18 protein-coding genes and 1 pseudogene are annotated in these 20,847 nt (G+C 39.5%); 9 read left to right on the top strand and 10 right to left on the bottom strand.

What is annotated here, in order from left to right; genetic code table 11:
* Positions 1 to 143 precede the first annotated feature (143 nt).
* Positions 144 to 797: an OmpW family protein gene (locus MTN96_RS15935; protein ID WP_013464458.1), complete on the top strand. Its 654-nt coding sequence runs from the start codon at positions 144 to 146 to the stop codon at positions 795 to 797.
* Between the two features lie 29 nt (positions 798 to 826).
* On the opposite strand, the gene MTN96_RS15930 is transcribed toward MTN96_RS15935, so the two are convergent.
* A complete protein-coding gene (locus MTN96_RS15930) occupies positions 827 to 1,387 on the bottom strand; it encodes a thioesterase family protein (RefSeq protein ID WP_069440290.1) in 561 nt (186 codons plus the stop codon).
* 112 nt (positions 1,388 to 1,499) lie between these two features.
* Positions 1,500 to 3,056, bottom strand: coding sequence for a transcriptional regulator TyrR (gene tyrR, locus MTN96_RS15925; RefSeq protein ID WP_069440291.1), 1,557 nt, complete (start codon positions 3,054 to 3,056; stop codon positions 1,500 to 1,502).
* A gap of 742 nt (positions 3,057 to 3,798) precedes the next feature.
* On the opposite strand from tyrR, the gene MTN96_RS15920 reads away from it, so the two are divergent.
* The 5 genes from MTN96_RS15920 (at position 3,799) to MTN96_RS15900 (ending at position 10,119) form a co-directional block, all read left to right on the top strand.
* The gene (locus tag MTN96_RS15920; protein ID WP_013464455.1) at positions 3,799 to 5,298 is read left to right on the top strand and encodes a peptide MFS transporter; all 1,500 of its coding nucleotides are present in this window, start codon (positions 3,799 to 3,801) and stop codon (positions 5,296 to 5,298) included.
* A gap of 538 nt (positions 5,299 to 5,836) precedes the next feature.
* On the top strand, positions 5,837 to 6,883 hold the full coding sequence (gene hppD / locus MTN96_RS15915; RefSeq protein ID WP_036983253.1) for a 4-hydroxyphenylpyruvate dioxygenase: 1,047 nt from the start codon (positions 5,837 to 5,839) through the stop codon (positions 6,881 to 6,883).
* Positions 6,884 to 7,026: 143 nt separating this feature from the next.
* Entirely contained in the window at positions 7,027 to 8,340 is a 1,314-nt protein-coding gene (gene fahA / locus MTN96_RS15910) for a fumarylacetoacetase (protein WP_248532218.1), read from the top strand.
* Positions 8,341 to 8,483: 143 nt separating this feature from the next.
* Positions 8,484 to 9,647: a M23 family metallopeptidase gene (locus tag MTN96_RS15905; RefSeq protein WP_248532217.1), complete on the top strand. Its 1,164-nt coding sequence runs from the start codon at positions 8,484 to 8,486 to the stop codon at positions 9,645 to 9,647.
* A complete protein-coding gene (locus tag MTN96_RS15900; protein WP_138626839.1) occupies positions 9,637 to 10,119 on the top strand; it encodes a polymer-forming cytoskeletal protein in 483 nt (160 codons plus the stop codon). Before MTN96_RS15905 ends, MTN96_RS15900 begins: the two co-directional genes overlap by 11 nt.
* Before the next feature lie 76 nt (positions 10,120 to 10,195).
* Here the strand turns inward: MTN96_RS15900 and MTN96_RS15895 are convergent, their stop codons facing one another.
* The gene (locus MTN96_RS15895; RefSeq protein WP_248532216.1) at positions 10,196 to 10,669 is read right to left on the bottom strand and encodes a hotdog fold domain-containing protein; all 474 of its coding nucleotides are present in this window, start codon (positions 10,667 to 10,669) and stop codon (positions 10,196 to 10,198) included.
* A gap of 184 nt (positions 10,670 to 10,853) precedes the next feature.
* Here MTN96_RS15895 and MTN96_RS15890 point away from each other — a divergent pair, with 184 nt between their 5' ends.
* The 3 genes from MTN96_RS15890 (at position 10,854) to MTN96_RS15880 (ending at position 13,294) form a co-directional block, all read left to right on the top strand.
* Entirely contained in the window at positions 10,854 to 12,029 is a 1,176-nt protein-coding gene (locus MTN96_RS15890) for a multidrug effflux MFS transporter (RefSeq protein ID WP_248532215.1), read from the top strand.
* 152 nt (positions 12,030 to 12,181) lie between these two features.
* A complete protein-coding gene (locus MTN96_RS15885) occupies positions 12,182 to 12,814 on the top strand; it encodes a LysE family translocator (protein WP_036983259.1) in 633 nt (210 codons plus the stop codon).
* 15 nt (positions 12,815 to 12,829) lie between these two features.
* Positions 12,830 to 13,294 carry a methylglyoxal synthase gene (locus tag MTN96_RS15880; RefSeq protein WP_069440296.1) on the top strand — a complete coding sequence of 155 codons (465 nt, stop codon included), beginning with the start codon at positions 12,830 to 12,832 and terminating at the stop codon, positions 13,292 to 13,294.
* Between the two features lie 4 nt (positions 13,295 to 13,298).
* On the opposite strand, the gene yegD is transcribed toward MTN96_RS15880, so the two are convergent.
* The 7 genes and pseudogenes from yegD to MTN96_RS15845 form a co-directional block, all read right to left on the bottom strand.
* Positions 13,299 to 14,663: a molecular chaperone gene (gene yegD / locus MTN96_RS15875; RefSeq protein WP_069440297.1), complete on the bottom strand. Its 1,365-nt coding sequence runs from the start codon at positions 14,661 to 14,663 to the stop codon at positions 13,299 to 13,301.
* Positions 14,664 to 14,742: 79 nt separating this feature from the next.
* Entirely contained in the window at positions 14,743 to 15,585 is an 843-nt protein-coding gene (locus MTN96_RS15870) for a DNA ligase (RefSeq protein WP_069440298.1), read from the bottom strand.
* A gap of 34 nt (positions 15,586 to 15,619) precedes the next feature.
* Positions 15,620 to 16,033, bottom strand: a pseudogene (locus MTN96_RS15865) (HAD family hydrolase); the annotation flags it as partial.
* A gap of 268 nt (positions 16,034 to 16,301) precedes the next feature.
* Entirely contained in the window at positions 16,302 to 16,589 is a 288-nt protein-coding gene (locus MTN96_RS15860) for an HAD hydrolase-like protein (RefSeq protein ID WP_248532213.1), read from the bottom strand.
* An 80-nt stretch (positions 16,590 to 16,669) separates the two neighbouring features.
* Positions 16,670 to 16,969, bottom strand: a complete 300-nt coding sequence (locus MTN96_RS15855; RefSeq protein ID WP_016899420.1) for a hypothetical protein — start codon at positions 16,967 to 16,969, stop codon at positions 16,670 to 16,672.
* Positions 16,970 to 17,084: 115 nt separating this feature from the next.
* On the bottom strand, positions 17,085 to 19,364 hold the full coding sequence (locus MTN96_RS15850; RefSeq protein ID WP_248532212.1) for a TonB-dependent receptor: 2,280 nt from the start codon (positions 19,362 to 19,364) through the stop codon (positions 17,085 to 17,087).
* A gap of 349 nt (positions 19,365 to 19,713) precedes the next feature.
* Positions 19,714 to 20,586, bottom strand: coding sequence for a mechanosensitive ion channel family protein (locus MTN96_RS15845; RefSeq protein ID WP_069440300.1), 873 nt, complete (start codon positions 20,584 to 20,586; stop codon positions 19,714 to 19,716).
* Positions 20,587 to 20,847: the final 261 nt, after the last annotated feature.

Here is a 20,847-nt window from a genome sequence, read left to right as displayed (position 1 = left end):
AAAAGTTTAATCTAAATCAATAAATAGAGGCTCTTTACTCATCCGCTTTTGAAACTTTGATCTAGAACAGGTTTTTATTTTTAACCTCGAGCAATAATAGCCTCAATCAACAAATAGTCACACAGTAGTTCACGGAGAACAACATGAAAACTAAACTAAGCATTGCAATACTTACTTCTTTACTGGCTCTTTCTCCTGCAGCACACGCAAACTTTAGTGTTAATGTTGGTGCAATTAATGTTAATCCAGATAACGATGGTTCAAAAATTAACGAAGCACCCACTCTAGGCTTAAAAGGCGACTCAGATACTCAGTTAGGTATTACTGTAGATTACGCATTTAACGACCAATGGGTATTAGAGCTTATTGCAGCAACGCCGTTTTCTCATGATGTAGAAGGTACTGGTGGTTTAGCTGGTAATAAAATTGCTGATATTAAACATTTGCCACCATCACTGGTTGCACAATACCACTTTTTAGATAGCAGCTATGCACTTCGTCCGTTTGTAGGTGTGGGAATTAACTATACGACGTTCTTTGACGAACAGCCTTCTGCAGCACTTAAAGCAACGTTAGGAACTAACGATGTAGAAGTAAAACTAGATGATTCATTTGGTTTTGTTGCTCAAGTAGGTGCTAACTACAAGATTGATGAAAAATGGGGCCTACACGCTATGGTATCTATCATGGATATTGATACTGATGCGACTGTTTATGCTAATGGTGCAAAAGCATTAACTTCAACCGTGTCACTTGACCCTGTTGTAGCTATGTTTGGTCTTAAATACTCGTTCTAATAACGTTTATGTGTGTGTTAAAAAGGCCGTTAGGCCTTTTTTTTTGCCTGTGTTAAGCGAGGTAAGTTATTAACTTTTTTTTGCTCAAGCATTTCTTTCCAGTGAATTATTTCAGCCGGTAAAATGGGGGCAACCCCGTCAAAGCCTGCAACCTCGAGCATATGCTCAACGCTTACCACCCCTTTTTTACTTTTAAACACGCCGCGCACATAAGCAATGGCATGTAAGCCCCGCTCAGAATGAAACTTTTGTTCAATGTAAAAGTATTTATGATCCCAGCCAACCAAACGCGTACTAATAGTAAAACGTTGCATTGGCTTAATATCGCGGATGTAGGTAATAGCTGTCGCATTAACAATAGGAAACCAACGACGTTTCATTATTTGCTTTAGCAAACCAACCCGTTCAGTCATCCAGGTACGCGACAAGTCCATCATCGCTAAATAGCGTGAATTAGTTAAATGCAAATTAATATCGCAGTCACTTGGTAATGCTTTGTAGTCTATATCAACCGTATCTAACAACGATTGATAGTCACGATTACGTTTAATTTTAAAAAATAACAGCAGCAGTCTAAAATATAAGTTCACAGTAGAGGTCTTACCAGTTGAGTTTTTATCAGTGTATCATAGCGATTGACTCCTTTAGTTGTTTTTAAACCAAGGAATCAATCATTAAATGAGGATATTTGGGTATCTATCTTTAAACTTTAACCGTTTTGCGGTTAATTCCGTAATCACGCAATTTATTAGCCACTGCAGTATGACTTAGTCCCAAGCGTTTAGCTAACTGACGAGAGCTAGGATAGGCAGGATAAAGCTTACGCAGTAAGGTGGCTTCAAAACGCTTAACCGCTTGATCAAGCGAGCCCTCAAAATCAGACTCTAAATAGCCTAAATCATGGGTAAACGTGGGTAACTGTAAATGTTCAACGCGCAGTTCACTGTCTTCTAACAACGATACCGCCCGGTAAATCGCGTTTTCTAATTGGCGTACATTGCCAGGCCACGGGTAATCTTGTAAAAACGTTAAACATTCTTCAGATAACTCGGGGACTGTATGGCCATTTTGCTGCGCATATTTTTGAATAAAGTGTTCAGCAAGTGGCCCAACATCCGCTTTACGATCTCTAAGCGGCGCAATTTCCAGTGTTAATACATTAATTCGGTAGTATAAATCTTCTCTAAATACGCCCTCTTGCACCATTGCTGGTAAATCTTTTTGCGTGGCAGCAATAATACGCACGTTCACTTTAACTTCGTTTTCGTCGCCAACTTTTCTAAATGTACCGTCTTGTAAAAAACGTAGCAATTTAGTTTGTAGCTGCGTCGACATTTCACCTACTTCATCTAAAAATACCGTTCCACCATCCGCTTGTTCGAGTACACCACGTTTAGGCGCTGCATTTTCTTCATACCCGGCATAACCGAATAGTTCGGACTCAGCAACATCATCTGGTAACGAGGCGCACGATAAAGCAATAAATGGTTTTACTGAGCGGTTAGATGCATAGTGACAAGCTCGCGCTAGTAACTCTTTACCCGTCCCTGTTTCACCCGTAATAAGAATGGGGGCTTCAAGTTGCGCCATTTTTCGCGCTTCGCGAACAACACGGCGCATCGCCGTGCTAATGTTATGAATAGTCGCAAAGCTTTCTTGGCCATAACGCCTAAAAGCACTCACTTGCTGGCCTAAACGGCTTTGCGATTTTATATTAATTACCGCGCCCGCTAACACATCGCCTTCGCTGCCTTGAGGGACCGCAATAGGCAGAATATCAGCAATAAAATCTTCACCAGCTACTTCAACACGCGTGGTTTGCCCCAGTACTTCTTTGCCTTCTAACCAACGGGTAAAGTTAAAACCTTTGAGCAAATTATTAATATTAGCACCGGTGACTTCTTTTTCTGTTAATTGTAAATCTTTGCAGGCTGCGTCGTTACACAGGCGCACCCATCCTTTAGCATCAATAGATATAACGCCATCAGGAAGTGCTCTTAATAAAGTGTTAAGTTCGTTGTGCTCACGTTCAGACGGTAAAAACGCGGTTGTTCGTACATCATGTACACCATCGATTAAGCGAATAGACGGCATAATTTTTTGAAATTGTTCAAATTCAATCTCAGGAAAACTCACATACATACGACAATTTACTGAGTCGACTTCAATCCCCTTTAAGTCAACATTGTAGCTAACTAAAATATTAAGAATCTCTTGAGCAATACCAACTCGGTCTGCACAGTGAATATCTAAACGCATACACCCTCAGGTAAGGAAAAACTAGTTGGCGTGAATAATACGCTAACTCTGTTTACGAGCATAGTTTATTGTAAAGAAATTTGGACGAAAAAATGTTTTTTACTAGCTAGAGGGCTTTTTCAAGCACTTAACGCATTCAAGCTTGGCTGTTCACTAAAAGTTGGGGTTGTTGCAACTCAATTTCGTCAAGCTGGCATTGTATAAATTATATGCTGCAATGAGCGAATCATTACTGTCCATACGCCAATATTCGCTCATGTTTAATCTAAGTGGTGATTATTAAATTAAAGTAGTAAAGGTTAACTATTATTGAAAAATTAGTAGCTGTAACTACCCGTAAAAGAAAGCTTTTATTTATTTTTCAAGCGGTATTCAAACAGTATTAAAGATAACGTTGGTATGACAATATTACCTATGATGTTAAAGATATTTTTTAATAAGTTTAGGTGTTTACTACAGCAAATAGGGGTTCACACACTGGTATTTAACAATTACATAACCGATGTATGATAGCGCGCTCAACGCTTCCCCTAGCACAAAGGTCTATGTATACTTAGGCGCAATTGTAACTAGGATAAGGGTGTGACTCTTACCTAAACGTATAGCTGCGTTTAGCAAACCATTACCTTAGCTGCATAAAAAACACTGATGATCGAGCATTTATTATACTTTTTATAAGTAAAAATTTAGCTAAATAAAAAACCACAAGGTCATCAAAACAATAATGAATTAGGAAGTAAATATGAGTTCAAATTCTGACAGTGGCTGGTTTGGTCACCCTAAAGGACTTTCAACCCTGTTTTTCACAGAAATGTGGGAACGAATGAGTTACTACGGTATGCGAGCGATGCTCGTATTATTTATGACAGCAAGTTTACAACAAGAAGGCCTAGGATTTACCGTTGCTTCTGCTGCTGCAATTTATGGCTTATATACAGGTTCAGTATACTTTTTAGGTTTACCTGGTGGTTGGTTAGCAGATAGATTATTTGGTGGTCAAAAAGCAGTATGGTATGGCGGTATTATTATCATGTGTGGCCATATTATTTTAGCCGTGCCACATGAATATTCATTTTTTATTGGTTTGATCTTTGTTGCAACTGGTACTGGTTTACTTAAACCTAATATCAGTGCCATGGTTGGTCAGCTTTATACTGACGAAGATGAGCGCCGTGATGGTGGTTTCGCTATTTACTACATGGGTATTAACTTAGGTTCTTTAATTGGTTACTACGTGTGTGGTTACTTTATGGAAAACGTAGGTTGGCACTGGGCATTTGGTGCCGCGGCTGTCGGTATGGGTATTGGTTTAATTCAATACAAGCGTACACTTAAAAACTTACCAGATCACAGCGCCTTACCTGCTAACCCATTAAGTCCTAAAGGCACTTCGCGCGCATGGGGTGGTATTGCTGCATTTGTTATCGCGACCGCCGGTGTTACCGCTGCTGCGATGACAGGTGCTATTGTCATTAACCCATCGATTGTTGCAGGGTACACCGCAGTTATATTTACTGTTATCTTTTTCGTTTACTTTGGCCTTATATACTTCAAAGGCAAACTAACCGATGCTGAAAAACAAAGAATGTGGGCGCTATTTTTAGTCTGTGTCGCTTCAGCCTGTTTTTGGTCTGGCTTTGAACAAGCCGGTTCTTCATTAAATCTGTTTGCTCGTGACTACACAGACCGTCTGGTTGGCACATTTGAAATTCCAACGACTTGGTTCCAATCTCTAAATTCATTGTTCATTATTGCGCTATCGCCATTTTTTGCCGCTTTTTGGATTAATTTATCTAAAAAAATGGTCTCGCCTACTTACAGCGTAAAATGTGCATTGGGCCTCGTTATTATGGCTTCAGGCTTTTTAGTAATGTTTATGGCAGCACACTATGCCGCTGAAGGCTTAAAAGTAGCACCTTATTGGCTTGTTACTACGTATTTCTTACACACAGTGGGTGAGCTTTGTTTAAGCCCAGTTGCATTGAGTGCTGTAAGTAAGTTATCGCCTCGCCGCTTTACTGGTCAAATGATGGGTGTATTTGTACTTACATACTCTATCGGTAACGTAATTTCAGGATTACTTGCTGGTAACTTTGATCCTAACAATGTTGAAGAAATCCCGAACCTTTACCTACAAATTGCCTTATTTAGTATCGGTGTAGGTATCATCTTAGTACTGATGAGTTTTAAAGCTAAAATATGGGAAAAACAAGGTTTAGAACAAACCGCACCAACACAATAATTTAAATTTATCACACGCATAATTATGAGCTTTGATAAATGATATCAAATACCTCCTGTAGTTAACTGTAGGGGGTATTTTTATGGCCGCTATTAAACCACACAATTTTTACATTCAGCCGTATATTATTTATACCTCATCACTGTGCATAAACGAGTTTATAGCAGCAAAGCATCAATACTCTTTGTTTTTATATATATCGCAGCTAACCAAACTCATTAAAAGTGTAAATAATAAAATACAAAAACCGCACTTTTTTTAGCGAAAAAAAACTAAAAACACATATAAATAAATTAAATTAAAATATTAATAATCAATAACTTAATAATAAAGCCTGCACTTCTGTCTCGCTTCCTAATTTTTACTTTCACCTGCTCGTATGTAAATAAACAACATACTTTGATAACCGTCTCGTAAAATTTACACACGCGCTATTTACTAAATAACAACACCCTCTTCCCCAAAACACCAATCTGGTTAATCATGAAGGCAATACGATAACTAATAATCGCAGTGCTTAATTGCGGGAGTAATGACAATGAGCGAAGTAAATAATCCGTTAGGCCTAATGGGCATTGAATTCACTGAATATGCAACACCGGATGCAGATTACATGGACAAAGTGTTTACTGATTTTGGCTTTTCTAAGCTAAAAAAATTCAAGGGTAAAGACATTGTTTATTACAACCAAAACGATATTCATTTTTTACTAAATAATGAGCGTGAAGGTTTTTCTGCTGAATTTGCTAAAAGCCACGGCCCAGCAATCTGTTCAATGGGTTGGCGTGTAGAGAATGCGCAAAAAGCATTCGAGGTTGCTGTTGAACGTGGTGCAAAACCTGCGACAGACTCAACACATAAAAACTTACCATACCCTGCTATTTACGGTATCGGCGACAGCTTAATTTACTTTATTGAACAGTTTGGCGACAAAGGCTCTATCTACGCAAACGACTTTGAAGATTTAGCTGAGCAAAACGTCGTTAATGATAAAGGGTTCTTACGTATCGACCATTTAACCAATAACGTATATAAAGGCACAATGGAAACATGGGCTAACTTTTATAAAGACGTGTTTGGTTTTACCGAAGTGCGCTACTTTGATATTAAAGGCCAAAAAACAGCGTTATTATCTTATGCACTTAAATCTCCGTGCGGCACTTTCTCGATTCCAATCAATGAAGGTAAAGATAACAACAACAACCAAATCGATGAGTACTTAAATGAGTACAATGGTCCGGGTGTACAGCATTTAGCATTCCTAACTAATGACCTAGTAAGCTCACTTGATAAGTTAGATAAATCAACTATCGCCACTTTAGATATTATCCCTGAGTACTACGATACTATTTTTGACCGTGTACCATGGGTTAAAGAAGACAAAGAGAAGATCCGTGAGCATCAAATCCTTGTAGATAGCCAAAGCGAAAACTGTTATCTACTGCAAATTTTCTCGAAGAACCTATTTGGCCCTATCTTCATTGAGATGATTCAACGTGTTGACGATGGTGGCTTTGGTGAAGGTAACTTCCAAGCCCTTTTCGAGTCAATCGAACGTGATCAAGAGCGTCGTGGTGTAATCTAAACCGCCATATTGCGCTTAAAAAGCAGCGTTTAACACGCTGCTTTTTGTCGTTTTAAATTCTGTTTTAAACTAACTGTTTAAATTGCGTTGATTGCCTCCATATAGATAACTAATAAATCAGCGCGAACCAATAAGGAAAGAGTATGAGCCTAATTAACGAAACCCACGATATTAATCTAAAAAGCTGGGTTGCATCTGCTAACGAAGCGAACTGTGACTTCCCAATTCAAAACCTTCCTTTTGCAGAAGTACGTCGTAAAAATTCAGATGAAGCGTTCCGTGGCGCTGTAGCTATTGGTGATCAAGTTATCGACTTAGCAAAAGTAAATGAACTCGGTTTATTCTCTGATGATGCACAGATTGCCGTTAAAGCTGCAAGCCAAGCTACATTAAATGAATTTATGGGTCTGGGTGAGCAATATTGGTCAGCCCTACGTTTAGCATTATCGAAAGCATTACGTGAAGGTTCTGAGCATCAAGAACAACTTACACACGCACTTATTGCGCAAAGCGAGATTGAGTTTGCTCTGCCGTGTCGCATTGGCGATTACACTGACTTTTACACCTCGATTTATCATGCGACTGCCGTAGGAAGTTTATTCCGCCCTGATAACCCACTGCTACCGAATTACAAGTGGGTACCGATTGGTTATCACGGTCGTTCGTCATCTATTGGCGTGTCTGGTCAGCAGTTTCATCGCCCTAAAGGACAAACTAAAGCGCCAGATGCAGAAGTTCCTTCATTTGGTCCGTGTAAGCGCCTTGACTATGAGCTGGAACTAGGTATTTACCTAGGTAAAGGTAATGATCTGGGCGATGCAATCTCAATTGAAACTGCTGAAAAGCATGTATTCGGCTTTTGTGTTTTCAACGATTGGTCAGCACGTGATTTACAAGCATGGGAATACCAACCGCTTGGTCCATTTTTAGCGAAAAATTTCGCATCAACCGTGTCACCATGGATTGTAACTACCGAAGCACTTGCACCATTCAGAACAAGCTGGACGCGTGATGAAAATGATCCGCAACCATTAGAATATTTAGAATCAACGGCTAACCGTGATCAAGGTGCATTTGATATTCAAATGGATGTTAAAATTCAAACACAAAAAATGCGTGATGAAGGCTACAACCCAACTCAAGTGTCTAAGTCTAGCTTTAAGCACTCATACTGGACTGTAGCGCAAATGGTAACTCACCATACCGTAAACGGGTGTAACTTTATGCCAGGCGACATGCTGGGCTCTGGCACGCAATCAGGACCTACTCATGAAGAAGCGGGTTCATTACTTGAGCTTTCTCGTGGTGGTAAAGAAAAGATCACTTTAAGTAACGGCGAGCAGCGTAGCTTCTTGGAAGATGGCGACAACGTTATAATGCGTGGCTGGTGTGAAAAAGAAGGCTTTGCACGTATTGGCTTTGGCTTTGTAGAGAGCACCGTACTACCAGCAAAATAATATATAAAATCAATAAACTAGTAAAAAAGGGTTGCTGAATTAGCCGCCCTTTTCTATTAATTAAGCCGAAGTTACAATTTTTTTCTGGCTTTTTTAGTTCAAATTGCTATCTTGACCCCCTTAATAGCCAGTATTTATGTGACATGCCTTTATTTATAAAGTCTTTTTTTAATAAACATTTCCCAGCTCGTCAGCTGCTCATTCGCCAAAATGGTGAAGTAAAGCATGTTGTTTTGACGCCTTGGCTACAGGTTTCTGTGATTGCTATTATTTTCATTGCTATTGTGTGGATGAGTGTCTCTAGTATTCGTGTGTATATGCAAACACACCAAATTTCTCATATCGAGCAAACTCAGCTTGATAAGCAAGTACAATGGCAACAAAAAGTAAAGCAACAGCAACAACGCTACGCATTGCAGCAAGAGCAGTTAGCTGAACTCGAACAAAAACAAGCTTTATTACAAGGTATGATTGAATCACTCCCAGCTTCTATCAGCAAAGATGTAATAAAATTAGAGGGTGAGCTTGAATCTTCTCCTATTAATGAGAACGAAAGCGAATTTCATGAGCCGCTCGAAGAAGATAAAACACAAAATAAACACGCACAAAACAGTTTAACCAGTTTTGAGCAGCGCTACACTTTATTAAATCAGCAATACGATACTAATTTTACCTTATTAGCTGCGCAAATTAACCAACGCCACGACGCTATTTTAGAGATATTGCAAGACACAGGTCTCGAAAATGCACTTGCACAGCACCTCGCATTAGCGGCACAAACAACGGCGCAAGGTGGCCCGCTAGATATACTCGATGAAAGTAAAATTCCAAGTACTTTTCTTGCTATTGCCGATAAGCTACTACTGTTAAACCAGCTTGAGAGCTTTTTAACAGCACTGCCTAATACTCTACCTTTACCTGCTGCTAAGTATTATATTTCCAGTAATTTTGGACTTAGAAAAGACCCAATGAATAAAAGGCGCGCTTTTCATAAAGGCATTGATTTAGCTGGGTGGCATAAAACAGAAATTTTTGCCCCTGCCGATGGCACGGTTCGTCGAGCGGGCCGTAATGGCGGTTATGGTAACTTTATAGAGTTAGCGCATAAAAACGGTGTTGTAACGCGCTTTGGTCACTTAAACAAAATTAATGTTAAAAAAGGTCAATTAGTCACAAAGCACGATGTCATTGGCTTAATGGGCAGTACCGGAAGAAGTACAAGTACTCATTTACACTATGAAGTATTAATAGACGACAAGCATGTCAATCCACTAAAAATAACAAAGGCGCTTTCTCGTGTTTGGTAAAAATAAACAAGCAAAAACAGACTCATCAATCAAGCGAGTAAGTCACACTCCCTCAATCATTTCTAACGATGTGCGTATAACGGGCTCTTTGGTAAGCCAAGGTGAAGTACAACTAGATGGACGAATAGACGGTGATATAAAGGCCGAACATTTAGTGATTGGCACTTCAGGTGTTGTTGAAGGCGTTGTTGAGGCTAGCAGCGTTGTTGTTAAAGGTAAAATCATCGGCTCTTTAAATGCAAGTGAAGTAAAGATCGAAAATAATGCTCATGTACTTGGCGATATATTTCATGACACCCTGAGCATAGAAGCCGGTGCGATTATTGAAGGTAGTTTAAAGCAGCGCTTTGAAAAAGAAGTCATTGAGCATGCTAAAGATAAACCAAAACCGGTTAACGATGTAAAAGCCATTATTGATAATGAAGACAATGGCCTTTCGTTTGTAAACAAGTCGTCTACTGCAAAAGGTTAAACCTAAACAAAAAATGGTTTAGTCAATAAACTAAACCATTGTTTTTAATACTTTATATAAAAATATAATTTAGCAATTACTTCTTCTTTGTGATGTACATGGTTATATTTGCAGTAAACACCAACTCATTTCGGGTATTGTAAAGCTTTACCGGCACCACTAAATCTTCTTTATCAGTCCATTGATGAGGTAACTCAATTTCAGCAATCGCAGTAACGTCTGTGTCTACTTTAGCTAAGTATTGTACTGTCATACCTTTAGGTATCCAACGGTGTGTTTTATGCGGTACCGTCGCATCCACCATCACTCCCGCACACAGCTCAGCCAAATTACATTGAGCAATAGCATGAATTGTTCCAATGTGATTATGTACACGGCGTGTGTTTTTAACCACAGCACTACAGTGCCCTGCTTTTAAATCTAAAATAGTGGGTTTCATAGAGCCAAAATATGGTGCCTTGAAACACACGGCTTTACTGAAAAGCCAGTTACCGCATGGCCACTTTTTAAATTTATGCCATGTTTTTATTAATGCAGACTCATTACTCATTATTATTTTTCCATTGTCTTTGCTTAAAAAGCAAATTAACACATCGGATCAGTTTAAAGAAGTGTGATACTTAAACAAAAATAATCATAATAAGGTTCAAAGTAGGTAACTTGGCTGATACATCGGCCATAAGCCCTTTCTTTTTCATCAGTCGCCACTTAAAATACCAACAAAAGGAGACCTGATGCATACACAGCCCGCTAAACCTAATTTTACTTTATTACTTATCTTAGCGTTACTCGTCATTTTTTGTCCGATGGGCATTGATATTTACCTGCCTGCCTTTCCCACTATCGCAGAGCAATTCTCAGTGAGCGAAAAGCAAGTACAGCAAACGGTGGCTATTTTTATGCTTACTGTTGGTTTGGGGCAATTAATTGCAGGTCCACTCGCTGATCGTTTTGGCAGAAAGCCCATCGCCTTAACTGGGGTCGCTTTGTATGGACTGGCGGCATTGGGGGCATATTATACTCCTAGCTTTTTAGTACTGATGTTTGCTCGTGCTATTCAAGGATTAGGCGCGTGCGCTACCTTTGTTGTCGCTTTTGCAATAGTAAGAGATAAGTTTGGTAGTGAACGCAGTGGCCAAGTAATTACCTATCTAAACGGTATAGTTTGCTTTATTCCAGCATTAGCGCCCATTTTAGGTGCTTGGCTAACCGTACAGTTTGGTTGGCAAATGAACTTTCTATTTTTAACCGGTTTTGCATTACTGGGGTTTATTGTCACCTTATTCTTGTTTAGGGAAACACGACCAGCAGACAGTCATTACCAGGGGCATATTTTAGATTTAAGACGCTTTCTCCCCATCATTTCAACTCCATTATTTTTATTTAATAGCTTGTTATGTATGGTCACTATGTCAGCTATATTGGTGTTTGTAACACTGGCTCCCGGTTGGCTCATTACTGAATTAGGTGGCAGCGTAGCCGACTTTACCTTTTGGTTCTCGCTCAATGCAGTGCTTAGTATTCTTGCTAGTTTTATTATGCCTATTTACATTAAACGTCAACCTAAAAGAGCCTTAAAAATAGGCCTTTTAGTGCTAGTGAGTGCCGGCTTACTTATGTTGTTATTAAGCCAATTTAAAACGCCATTGGCATTAATGTATCCTATGTTCATTGCAGCATTTGGTTTTGCTTTAACACTTGGCTCTGCCGCCGGGCGTGCTTTGAGTTTATTTCCTAAACAAGCAGGCACCGCCTCTGCTCTTTTGGGAGCAATGCAAATGAGTGGAGCAAGTTTATTGGTGTTTATTACTCAATATTTAAATTTATCAACCCCAGAGCTTATAGGCACACACTTTTTATTATTAATTCCCTTTTCTTACTTACTGTTTCGTTATGCTAAATATGCCTAATAAAATGCACGTTTACTGAGCCTGTGAATTATAATCATCACAGGCAATTAGTACTGTAGTTAACACTCTTTACCAAGCGGGCAATATGCTCGCTTTTTATTTTTCTATATGCTTGATAACATTAACCACCAAACCCTTTTTGATTCAGAGCAATGATCAATCCTGATTTTTTACTTTCATTTTTACTCGCCAGCTTTTTAATGGCCGTCGCGCCTGGGCCATCAAACGCGTTCTTAATGGCACAAACATTTGCTAACGGGCGAAAAGCAGGTATGCAAAGTGCTTTTGGCTTTGCCTTAGGTGGCGTAGTACATACATTTTTTGCAGTTATTGGTTTAAGTGCTATTTTAAAAGCCTCTGAAACAGCCTATGCCAGCGTACAATATGCAGGTGCAGCCTATTTATGTTACTTAGGTTTTATGATGCTTAAAGGCACGTTTATGCCACCATCTTGTGAGCAAAGCGATAAACCGCATGTTACAACCAATAAAAACAAAAATGTCATGTTTCATGCCATGATGACAGAAGTGCTTAACCCTAAGGTGGCTTTGTTTTTTATTGCTTTTATCCCACAATTTGTTGACCATAGCTTGTCATCTGCAACCTTTCAGCTGGCGTTTTTTGGGCTACTGTATCCAATCTTTGCTTTTCCGATAGACTGCACGTATATTTATTTCGGCGATAAAATAGCTCAATTTTTTAGAAATCACCCAAATAGCCAGCTCTGGATTGATAGGTTCACAGGCATTGTATTTATTGCCTTGGCTATCAATTTATTACTCTAACTAATAAGAATCAGCATGGATCAAAAAATACAATCTCTACCTGCGCAAAAAAATATAGCCTTAGTAGCACATGACGGCAAAAAATCCGCGCTTAAGTTATGGTGCGAAAAACATAAGACCATTCTAAGTAAACACACTTTATATGGCACAGGGACTACTGGGCATTTAATTGAGAAAACAACAGGGCTTGATGTTATTCAATTATTAAGTGGCCCTATGGGCGGCGATCAACAACTCGGGGCGAAAATAGCGGAGCATGAAATACATGTATTAGTCTTTTTTTGGGATCCTCTGGCATCTCAGCCGCACGACCCCGATGTAAAAGCATTGCTACGTTTAGCTGCTGTGTGGAATATTCCTGTGGCGTGTAATGAAGTGAGTGCCGATATGCTACTTAGCTCACCATTAATGGATATAGAGCTTGAGCGAACATTGCCAGATTACGAAAAATACCTCGCAACCCGACAAATACCTCTATAGCAGCTTACTTATAAAGCATGCTGGCCCATTTAGTAAGGCCAGCAGTTACACTACCAAAGTGATCACCGTTCACCATTTTTATGTTGCCTAAATGCTCACTCAACGCTGCTTTAATTAATGGAGACTGTGCACTCCCTCCCGTTAAGTAAATCACATCGGGAGTGGTATTCGCATCAGTAATTGCCTGTTTAGCCAAGGTAACAATCTGACTAATGCTATCGTCAACAGCAAGCGCTAAATCAGCGACTGAAATATCTTTGCTTAATGAGTTATCTAAAAAGGCTAAATCACAATTAAAACTATTTGCGGATGTTAATGCAATTTTAGCCGCTTCAGCTTGTTGAACTAATTGGTGACCTTGCTTATTTTGCTGTAAGTGAATAAGTCGTTTATAAAGTTCAGGGACACTGACATCGCGTAACTGCGCACTGAGTTCACGATAATGCTGGGCACTATAAAACTGGCTCTGTAAATTCACATCGTTAATTTTACAAGCTTGCCAAAATGCTTGATTAGGTAGTGGTAAACCTGATTTAAACGTACTGCCAAGCCCGAGTAACGGCATTAAACCATGGTAGCTCAAAGCAATATCTAAATCGTTTCCGCCTACTCGCTTTCCGCTATGCGCTAAAAAGTCTGCATCTCGTTGTTGCTTATTCCTAAAACTTGGCCCCATTTGTACAAATGAGCAGTCACTGGTACCACCGCCAATATCAATCACCAATACTTTTTGGTCTTGCGTTAAATCACTTTCATAATCAATACCAGCGGCGAGTGGCTCATATAAAAACTCAACATCTTTAAAGCCCGCTCGGTTTGCTGCGCGTGTTAGAATACCCACGGCTTGTTGGTTTGACTGCTGACCACCAACCGCTTGAAAATTCACTGGGCGCCCAATAACAGTTTGGCTCAGCGTATACCCTAATGATAATTCAGCACGTTGTTTTATTTTTAAAATCATTGCTGTGGCAATATCTTCAAAAAAATTGATTTGCCCTTGCTTTAAGCCCGTTGCGCCAAAAAATGATTTAGGGGATTTTACAAAATAACCTTCTTCAGGAAATTGCACATATTCACTAATCGCCTCACGGCCAATGAATAAGGTGTCGTCGCCGGCTTGTAAGTCTAGGTCTGATTTAATTCGCGGGAGTGTATTAAGTAAGGGTTGGCGCGCAGTTTTATAGGCATGCTCATGCTCTGAGCCCTGCAAATGCTGCGCAACAAAATCAACGACTAAGGCGCTATGATGAGTATATAAAGTTGATGGAAGATAATGTTTGCCTTGCTCTAAAGGGATAAGCTGAACACGCTCTTCGTTTAAAACACCCATAGCACAATTAGAACTACCATAATCAAAACCAACAAACATAGATCACCAAACATTACCAAAAAGGCCGCGCAATTTAGCATAATTGCTAAAAAATATATACTGAATTGGCCTACACTCTTTATTTTTCGGGTCTTTCTCGCAAAAAGCTAGCAAAACGCGGTAAACCATTTTTAGTGTATCCGTGATATCGATAAGTGATTGTTGAACCAATGGCTGGCGGACGCTTGCGTTCTTCATCACTAAAGCCCGTGCCAATAGAAAAGGTTACACCTTGCTTGGTTTGCACTCGCAATGCCCCGAGCATACCAGTGTATTTACCTTTACCTGGTAAATGTTCAATAACTAGCGCTTCAGCATCCAAATAAGGTTTGAGTTTTAACAATGCACTAGAGCGACCACTCGAATGCTTAGCCTCTGCTAAATGAAGCATAACGCCCTCCCCGCCTTGTTTGGTGACCTCATTAAAGTAATCACTTAGTTGTTGATTGTCGCTAAATTGATATTGCTTAACCGCCTTAATATGTGAGCTATTTAACTTAGTAATGAGTGACAGGTAATTTTGATAGCGACGATGAAAAGGCGTGTTTGTATCTGGCATATCAAATACTTGATAAGTCACTGTTTGCCAGAGTAAGTCGTTGGGTATTTTTGTTCTAACAATACCACTGAGAACAGAAAATTGACCCCGCTTGGTCCATAACTCACCGTCTAACCAAACATCAGGCAAAGGGGCGGTAAACCACTTAGGAGGATTAATTGGATTACCTTGGCGGGTAACAAATTGTTTCCCCGTCCATATTGCTCTAACGCCGTCAAACTTTTCACTCACCAAATATTGGCGAATATCGTTATGCTTAGTTTCATCATAAACATCAGCGAGTTGCACCTGCGGCAATTGCGCTAATAAACTCGCACTAAAAAGCGTTAAAAAAATAAATAGGTATCTTTGAATAGTAACCATAACTGCATCCTTGCAAATTTAAATATGGCTTAAACTATAGTTGAGATTGAAGCCATTGCCAAAATTCTTCAAGGTTATGCATTTGCTGTGTTGCTTTACTGAAGTCGTGCTGCTCGGTGTGCTTATTAGCAATCGCTACAACGGCTAAGGCTGCATTATTTGCTGCTGTTACGCCAGTGAAGGTATCTTCAACGGCAATCGCATTTTTTGCAGCGACCTGCATATTTTTAAGTGCTAATAAATAGGGATCACCGGCAGGCTTTGGATTGGTTACATCGTCTTTTGTAACCACCGTATCAAATAAATCATAAAACCCTAATCCTTTTAGTATTGGCTCAGCTTCATGGCATGCGCTGCCTGTTACTAACGCCATTTTTAAGTCTTGCTCTTTAACCGCGAATAAAATATCTGCAGCATAAGGCATTAAAGGCGGTAAATTGGTTTTAACGTTTGCTAGGGTCTGTTGATCTTTCAAGGTTAAATTTGCAGCAGACTATTTGGTATTTAGGCAAGGCAGAGCCTATGTGGTGTGGTTACTCCCCATAAATAGGCGATAACGCAGCATCAATGCCAAATAGGCGTTGCCCGAAGGGTTCTGCCTAGGGGCGATTAACTCTTTGTTGCTCGGCTTTGACTTATTCTTACATGGATGTAAGCCAGTAGAATAACGCAGGAGCAGTTATCGAGCCCACTAGGTTACAAACCTCGCGCCGCGATTAAATCGCCCCTAGCTTGAACAAATTTAAATCTGCAAAGGTCAACAGACCCTTAAACAAACGGTATTTTTCATCCGCTAAATAGCGACTACTCATAGACAAGTTATGGGTTTGTTTTATTTCCTTTGCAGCGTCAATCGTTGGGCGCCCAGAAAAGCGCTGGCAAAAATCATCTTCGTCATAACGCACACCAAAGGGCGCAAGTAATTGGCTCCAACAGATATAATGCACACTTTGAGAATCAACTAACGTGCCATCCATATCAAATAATACCGCTTCAATAGACATACTTTCTCCTTGTTGTTTAGCTGTTTAGCCTATGCCCTGAATATTAAAAAAGGTGCCTAAGCACCTTTCATTAATTTGTGTTACTCAGTCAAGCCTGCTGGCGGCTCAGCATAAGCGTCTTCACCGGTGTTTACATCAACTAACTCGTAACCACGGGCTTTGCGCATCACTTTAAGTACGGGTTTTTCAAATGCTGTTTTTAAGCGCTCAGCATCATCTTTTAGTTCATCTAACGAAGTACCAAACGGCGCTGCCCCCGTTTCTGACCAGTTAGTTACTTTACCATTTAGGTTATATTCCACTTCATGTATTTGATATTGCGCCGCTTCATCTTTGGTTGCTTCACAAAAAATTACACGGTAATTCCAAAATCCAGCCATTACTTTTTCTCTTTAATAAACATATGAGCGCTACTTTAGCAGCTCTACAAAAATAAAAAAGCCTGCACTAGGCAGGCTTTTATCAATAATTACAATTTAACGTTAAATTTTTCGATTAGAAAAAGTTAACTTTAAATTCAGCACCAATGAAGCGAGGTTCATTTACGATACCTGCGTTATTACTGAAATCTACACCACCAATAAATACTTGCTTATCAGTTATGTTTCGAGCAAATGCGGCAACTTCGTATTCAGTATCGCCTGAGTACCACTTATAACCAGTACGTAAACCACCTTCAAGAAGTGCCTCACCTGTGAATTCAACCGAATCATATAAGAAAAAGTCAATTTCGCTACGGTATGACCAATCAGTGTAAGCATAAAATTCACCATCACCTAGCTCACGAGTATAACGCAAGATAAAGTTGGCAATCCACTCTGGTGCATGTGGCAAGCTATTACCATCTAAACTATAGCCTTGATCTGTTTTTGGATCCGTAATTGTACAAGCGAAACAACCTGCTAAAAATAGATTATCGTCTTGTAACTCAGTATTGTTATAACTAAAGTTAAAGGTAGCGTCAAAATTTTCAGATAGCACCCACTGTGTATCTACTTCAAAACCATAGCCAACTGTTTTATCTGCATTAATTAAGCGTGCAGTATTACCTGAATCACCACCTACCGCAGTTAACTGTTGGTCATTCATTTGATAATAGAAAACAGTTGCGTTAACACGACCACTACCATCTAAAACATCAGATTTGATACCCGCTTCGATAGAGTTAATAGTCTCAGAGTCAGCAACAGTTACATCATCGCTGAACAAAATACGGCCTTGAACACTTGGAGCACGAAAACCATTAGCCGCACGCACAAATAAGTTAATATCATCAGAATATTTATAAGCGGCAGCTAAATCCCAAGATACATGGCTATCTTTTGGTGCAACGGATTTAGTTAAGTTAGCGATACTTGATTCAGGAGAAGTATAACGCGATGCTGTAAAATCTCGTTCATCATCTGAATAACGCAAACCAGCTGTAATTTCTAGTTTTTCTGTTAATTGATACTCACTAGATGCAAATACAGCCCAAGCTGTTGTGTCTTGTTCTTGACGAACATACCCAGTTAAAAAGTTTGCACCCAAGCCATCATAGCCATATGTTTCAATAACTTGCTCTTCATTATAATAAAAAGCACCTACTTGATAATTAAAGTCGCCAGCAAAATCACTTGAAATACGCAACTCTTGCGAATATTGATTATGCTCTGGTAGCGCATCAGCTGTTTCAGAAGCTAAGAAAATAAAGCCAGGACCCATTTCTGCTGTCGGACAGCCTGGAACAAAGTTGTTTCCACAACCATAACCACCGTCAACATCTGCGCGAGAGAAAATTTCTGCACTTTCCCAACCACTAATTGACGTTAATGTGTAATCATTAAAACTATATTCAAGCTTTAAATTAGCACCCTGGCTGTTAACGTTTTGAGTTGCAAACTGCACTGTATCTTGGTAAATGACTTCAGGGTCAAAACCGGCAATAGGCTTGTTTGTACCGGCTTCAATAGCGTTAGCGTGGAATACAATCGGTTTACCATTCAAGTCACGAGTATGGTAATTTAGCAGCGCACTTAAATTATCTTTTTCATATAGAAATTGAACACGTGCAGCCGTTTCTTGGTAACCACCCGTTGCATCATCAATTTCATTACCTTCTAAGCGATTATCAATATAATCATCACGCTCTTGACGTAACAAAGACACTCGTGCAGATAAATTATCAGTCAACCCGCCACTAACAGCGCCTTCAAAATCAATAGAATTGAATGAACCATATGATACTGCTGCGTAACCTTCAAAATCTTGTGAAGGACGGGCAGAATCAATTTTAACTAAACCAGCCGGTGTGTTTCGGCCAAACAAGGTACCTTGAGGACCACGAAGCACTTCAACTCGACCAGTATCAAAAACTGGAAAGCCTTTTAATATGGGGCTTTCTTGAACAATATCATCAACCACAAGTGATACAGGTTGAGATGAGTTCAAATCGAAATCAGAGTTACCTAAACCACGAACATAAAAGCGTGGGAATGAACGACCAAATGAAGATTCAACAGTTAAACTTGGAATTTTTGCATTTAAGAAACGAATATCCATACCAGCTGAACTTGCGGCTTCTAAACCATCACCTTGTAATGCAGAAGCAGCAACAGGAACTTCTTGAGCGTTTTCTACACGTTTACGCGCGGTAATTTGAATAACTTCTAGTTGGTTCTTCTTAGCAGTAGTTTCTTGCTCAGCAGCTAGGGCTGAAATTGAAGTACCTGCTACGGCAGAGAACAACGTTGCATTAATAAGGGTTGCTAACGTAGATCTTTTCATTGCTTTCATGTCGGGGTTAACCTTTTTAGTGCACTCTTGTTCAACGGTTGATGTGTTGCGCAATTAAATAATTACGGATTCAGTCAATTTTTCGCGACTTGCTCTATGCGGCGCGGACCTTATTACCGAGAGTACAAAAACGGCATAAATAAGGCTGACTGAATGCGCGAGATTATACCATGCTGTAATTAATTTACCGCATGCTGAGTGTTAAAAATATAAACTTATTTTTAACACTTAAGCGCACAATCCCGACTTTTAGTGTACTTTTAGCAACCAAACAACCGAAAAGCGGACATATGTCCTTACAATGAGTTGTTAAAAAATATAGAAAAATAACGCGGCACTTTTTTAAATACTACTTTTTCACTAAAGAACGTGTGAGTGCAATTTCACCGTCAATATGAATATCTCGCTGCGGAAATGCAATAACCACATCGTGTTGTTCAAACACTTCATAAATACTAAAGCGAATATCACTGCGCACTTGTCTTAATCGAGTTTCTGATTCAGCGCAGACCCAAAAAATAGCATTAAAAACTAGCGAGCTGTCGGCAAAGTCATCAAACAATACGGTTGATTGAGGCGTTGCCAGTATTGCCTCATGCTCATCTAATACTTGCTGAATTAACTTTTTTACCAGTAATACATCAGAGCCATAAGCTACGCCTACGCTCACAGATGAGCGCGCATTACCGTCAATAAGCGTCCAGTTGGTAACTGTGTTTTCTAATAACTGGCTATTGGGTATTAGCATATGAACACCGTCGTTCCTGCGAATACGAGTAGAGCGAGTATTAATGGTTTCAACCACCCCTTTTGCAGTGCCAACTTCTAGAAAATCGCCGATACGGATTGGCCGCTCCCACATTAATATCCAACCGCTAATAAAGTTATTAATAATATTTTGTGCACCGAACCCCACACCAATGGCAATGGCACCCGATACAAAGGCAAATGCGGTTAGTGGAATGTTGAGCACCTCAAGGGAGGTAAAAAGTAAAATCGCAATACTAAAAATGAAATAAAAACGCGTGAATAAATGCACTGCATCTGGGCTCATTTTTCGTGCAAGTAATGACTTTTTAATCAATTTACCAATACGTGTAACCACAAACCACATAGTAAATAAAATCAGTGGGACTTGAATGACTTTAGCAACCGTTATATGTACGTCGTTATAACTAAACAGCACAAAACCTAGTATGTCGTTAATTTGTTCTATATTCATGATTATTCCATATAAAAATAAGCTAGCAGTTAGTAAATCAGTTAATGCTAATAATTGAGTGAGTCTAGCATGTGGTTAAATTAAATAAGTAACAGTCTGTTTAAAATAATGACGGTAAAACAACCGTGATTGCCTCGTGTCGACATGCTTGCATTGACCTTGGGCTAATTTAGGCTGTTTATTGCTACTTTTATCTACTAAAGCTGTTTTTACAATCTAATTTGCGTTTAAATCCTGCTTTAAATCGATAAACTTTGTTGT

The organism is Pseudoalteromonas sp. 2CM28B (assembly GCF_023161935.1).
Note: the sequence above shows the minus strand (reverse complement) of the source record. Positions and strands in the feature narration are given on the sequence as shown.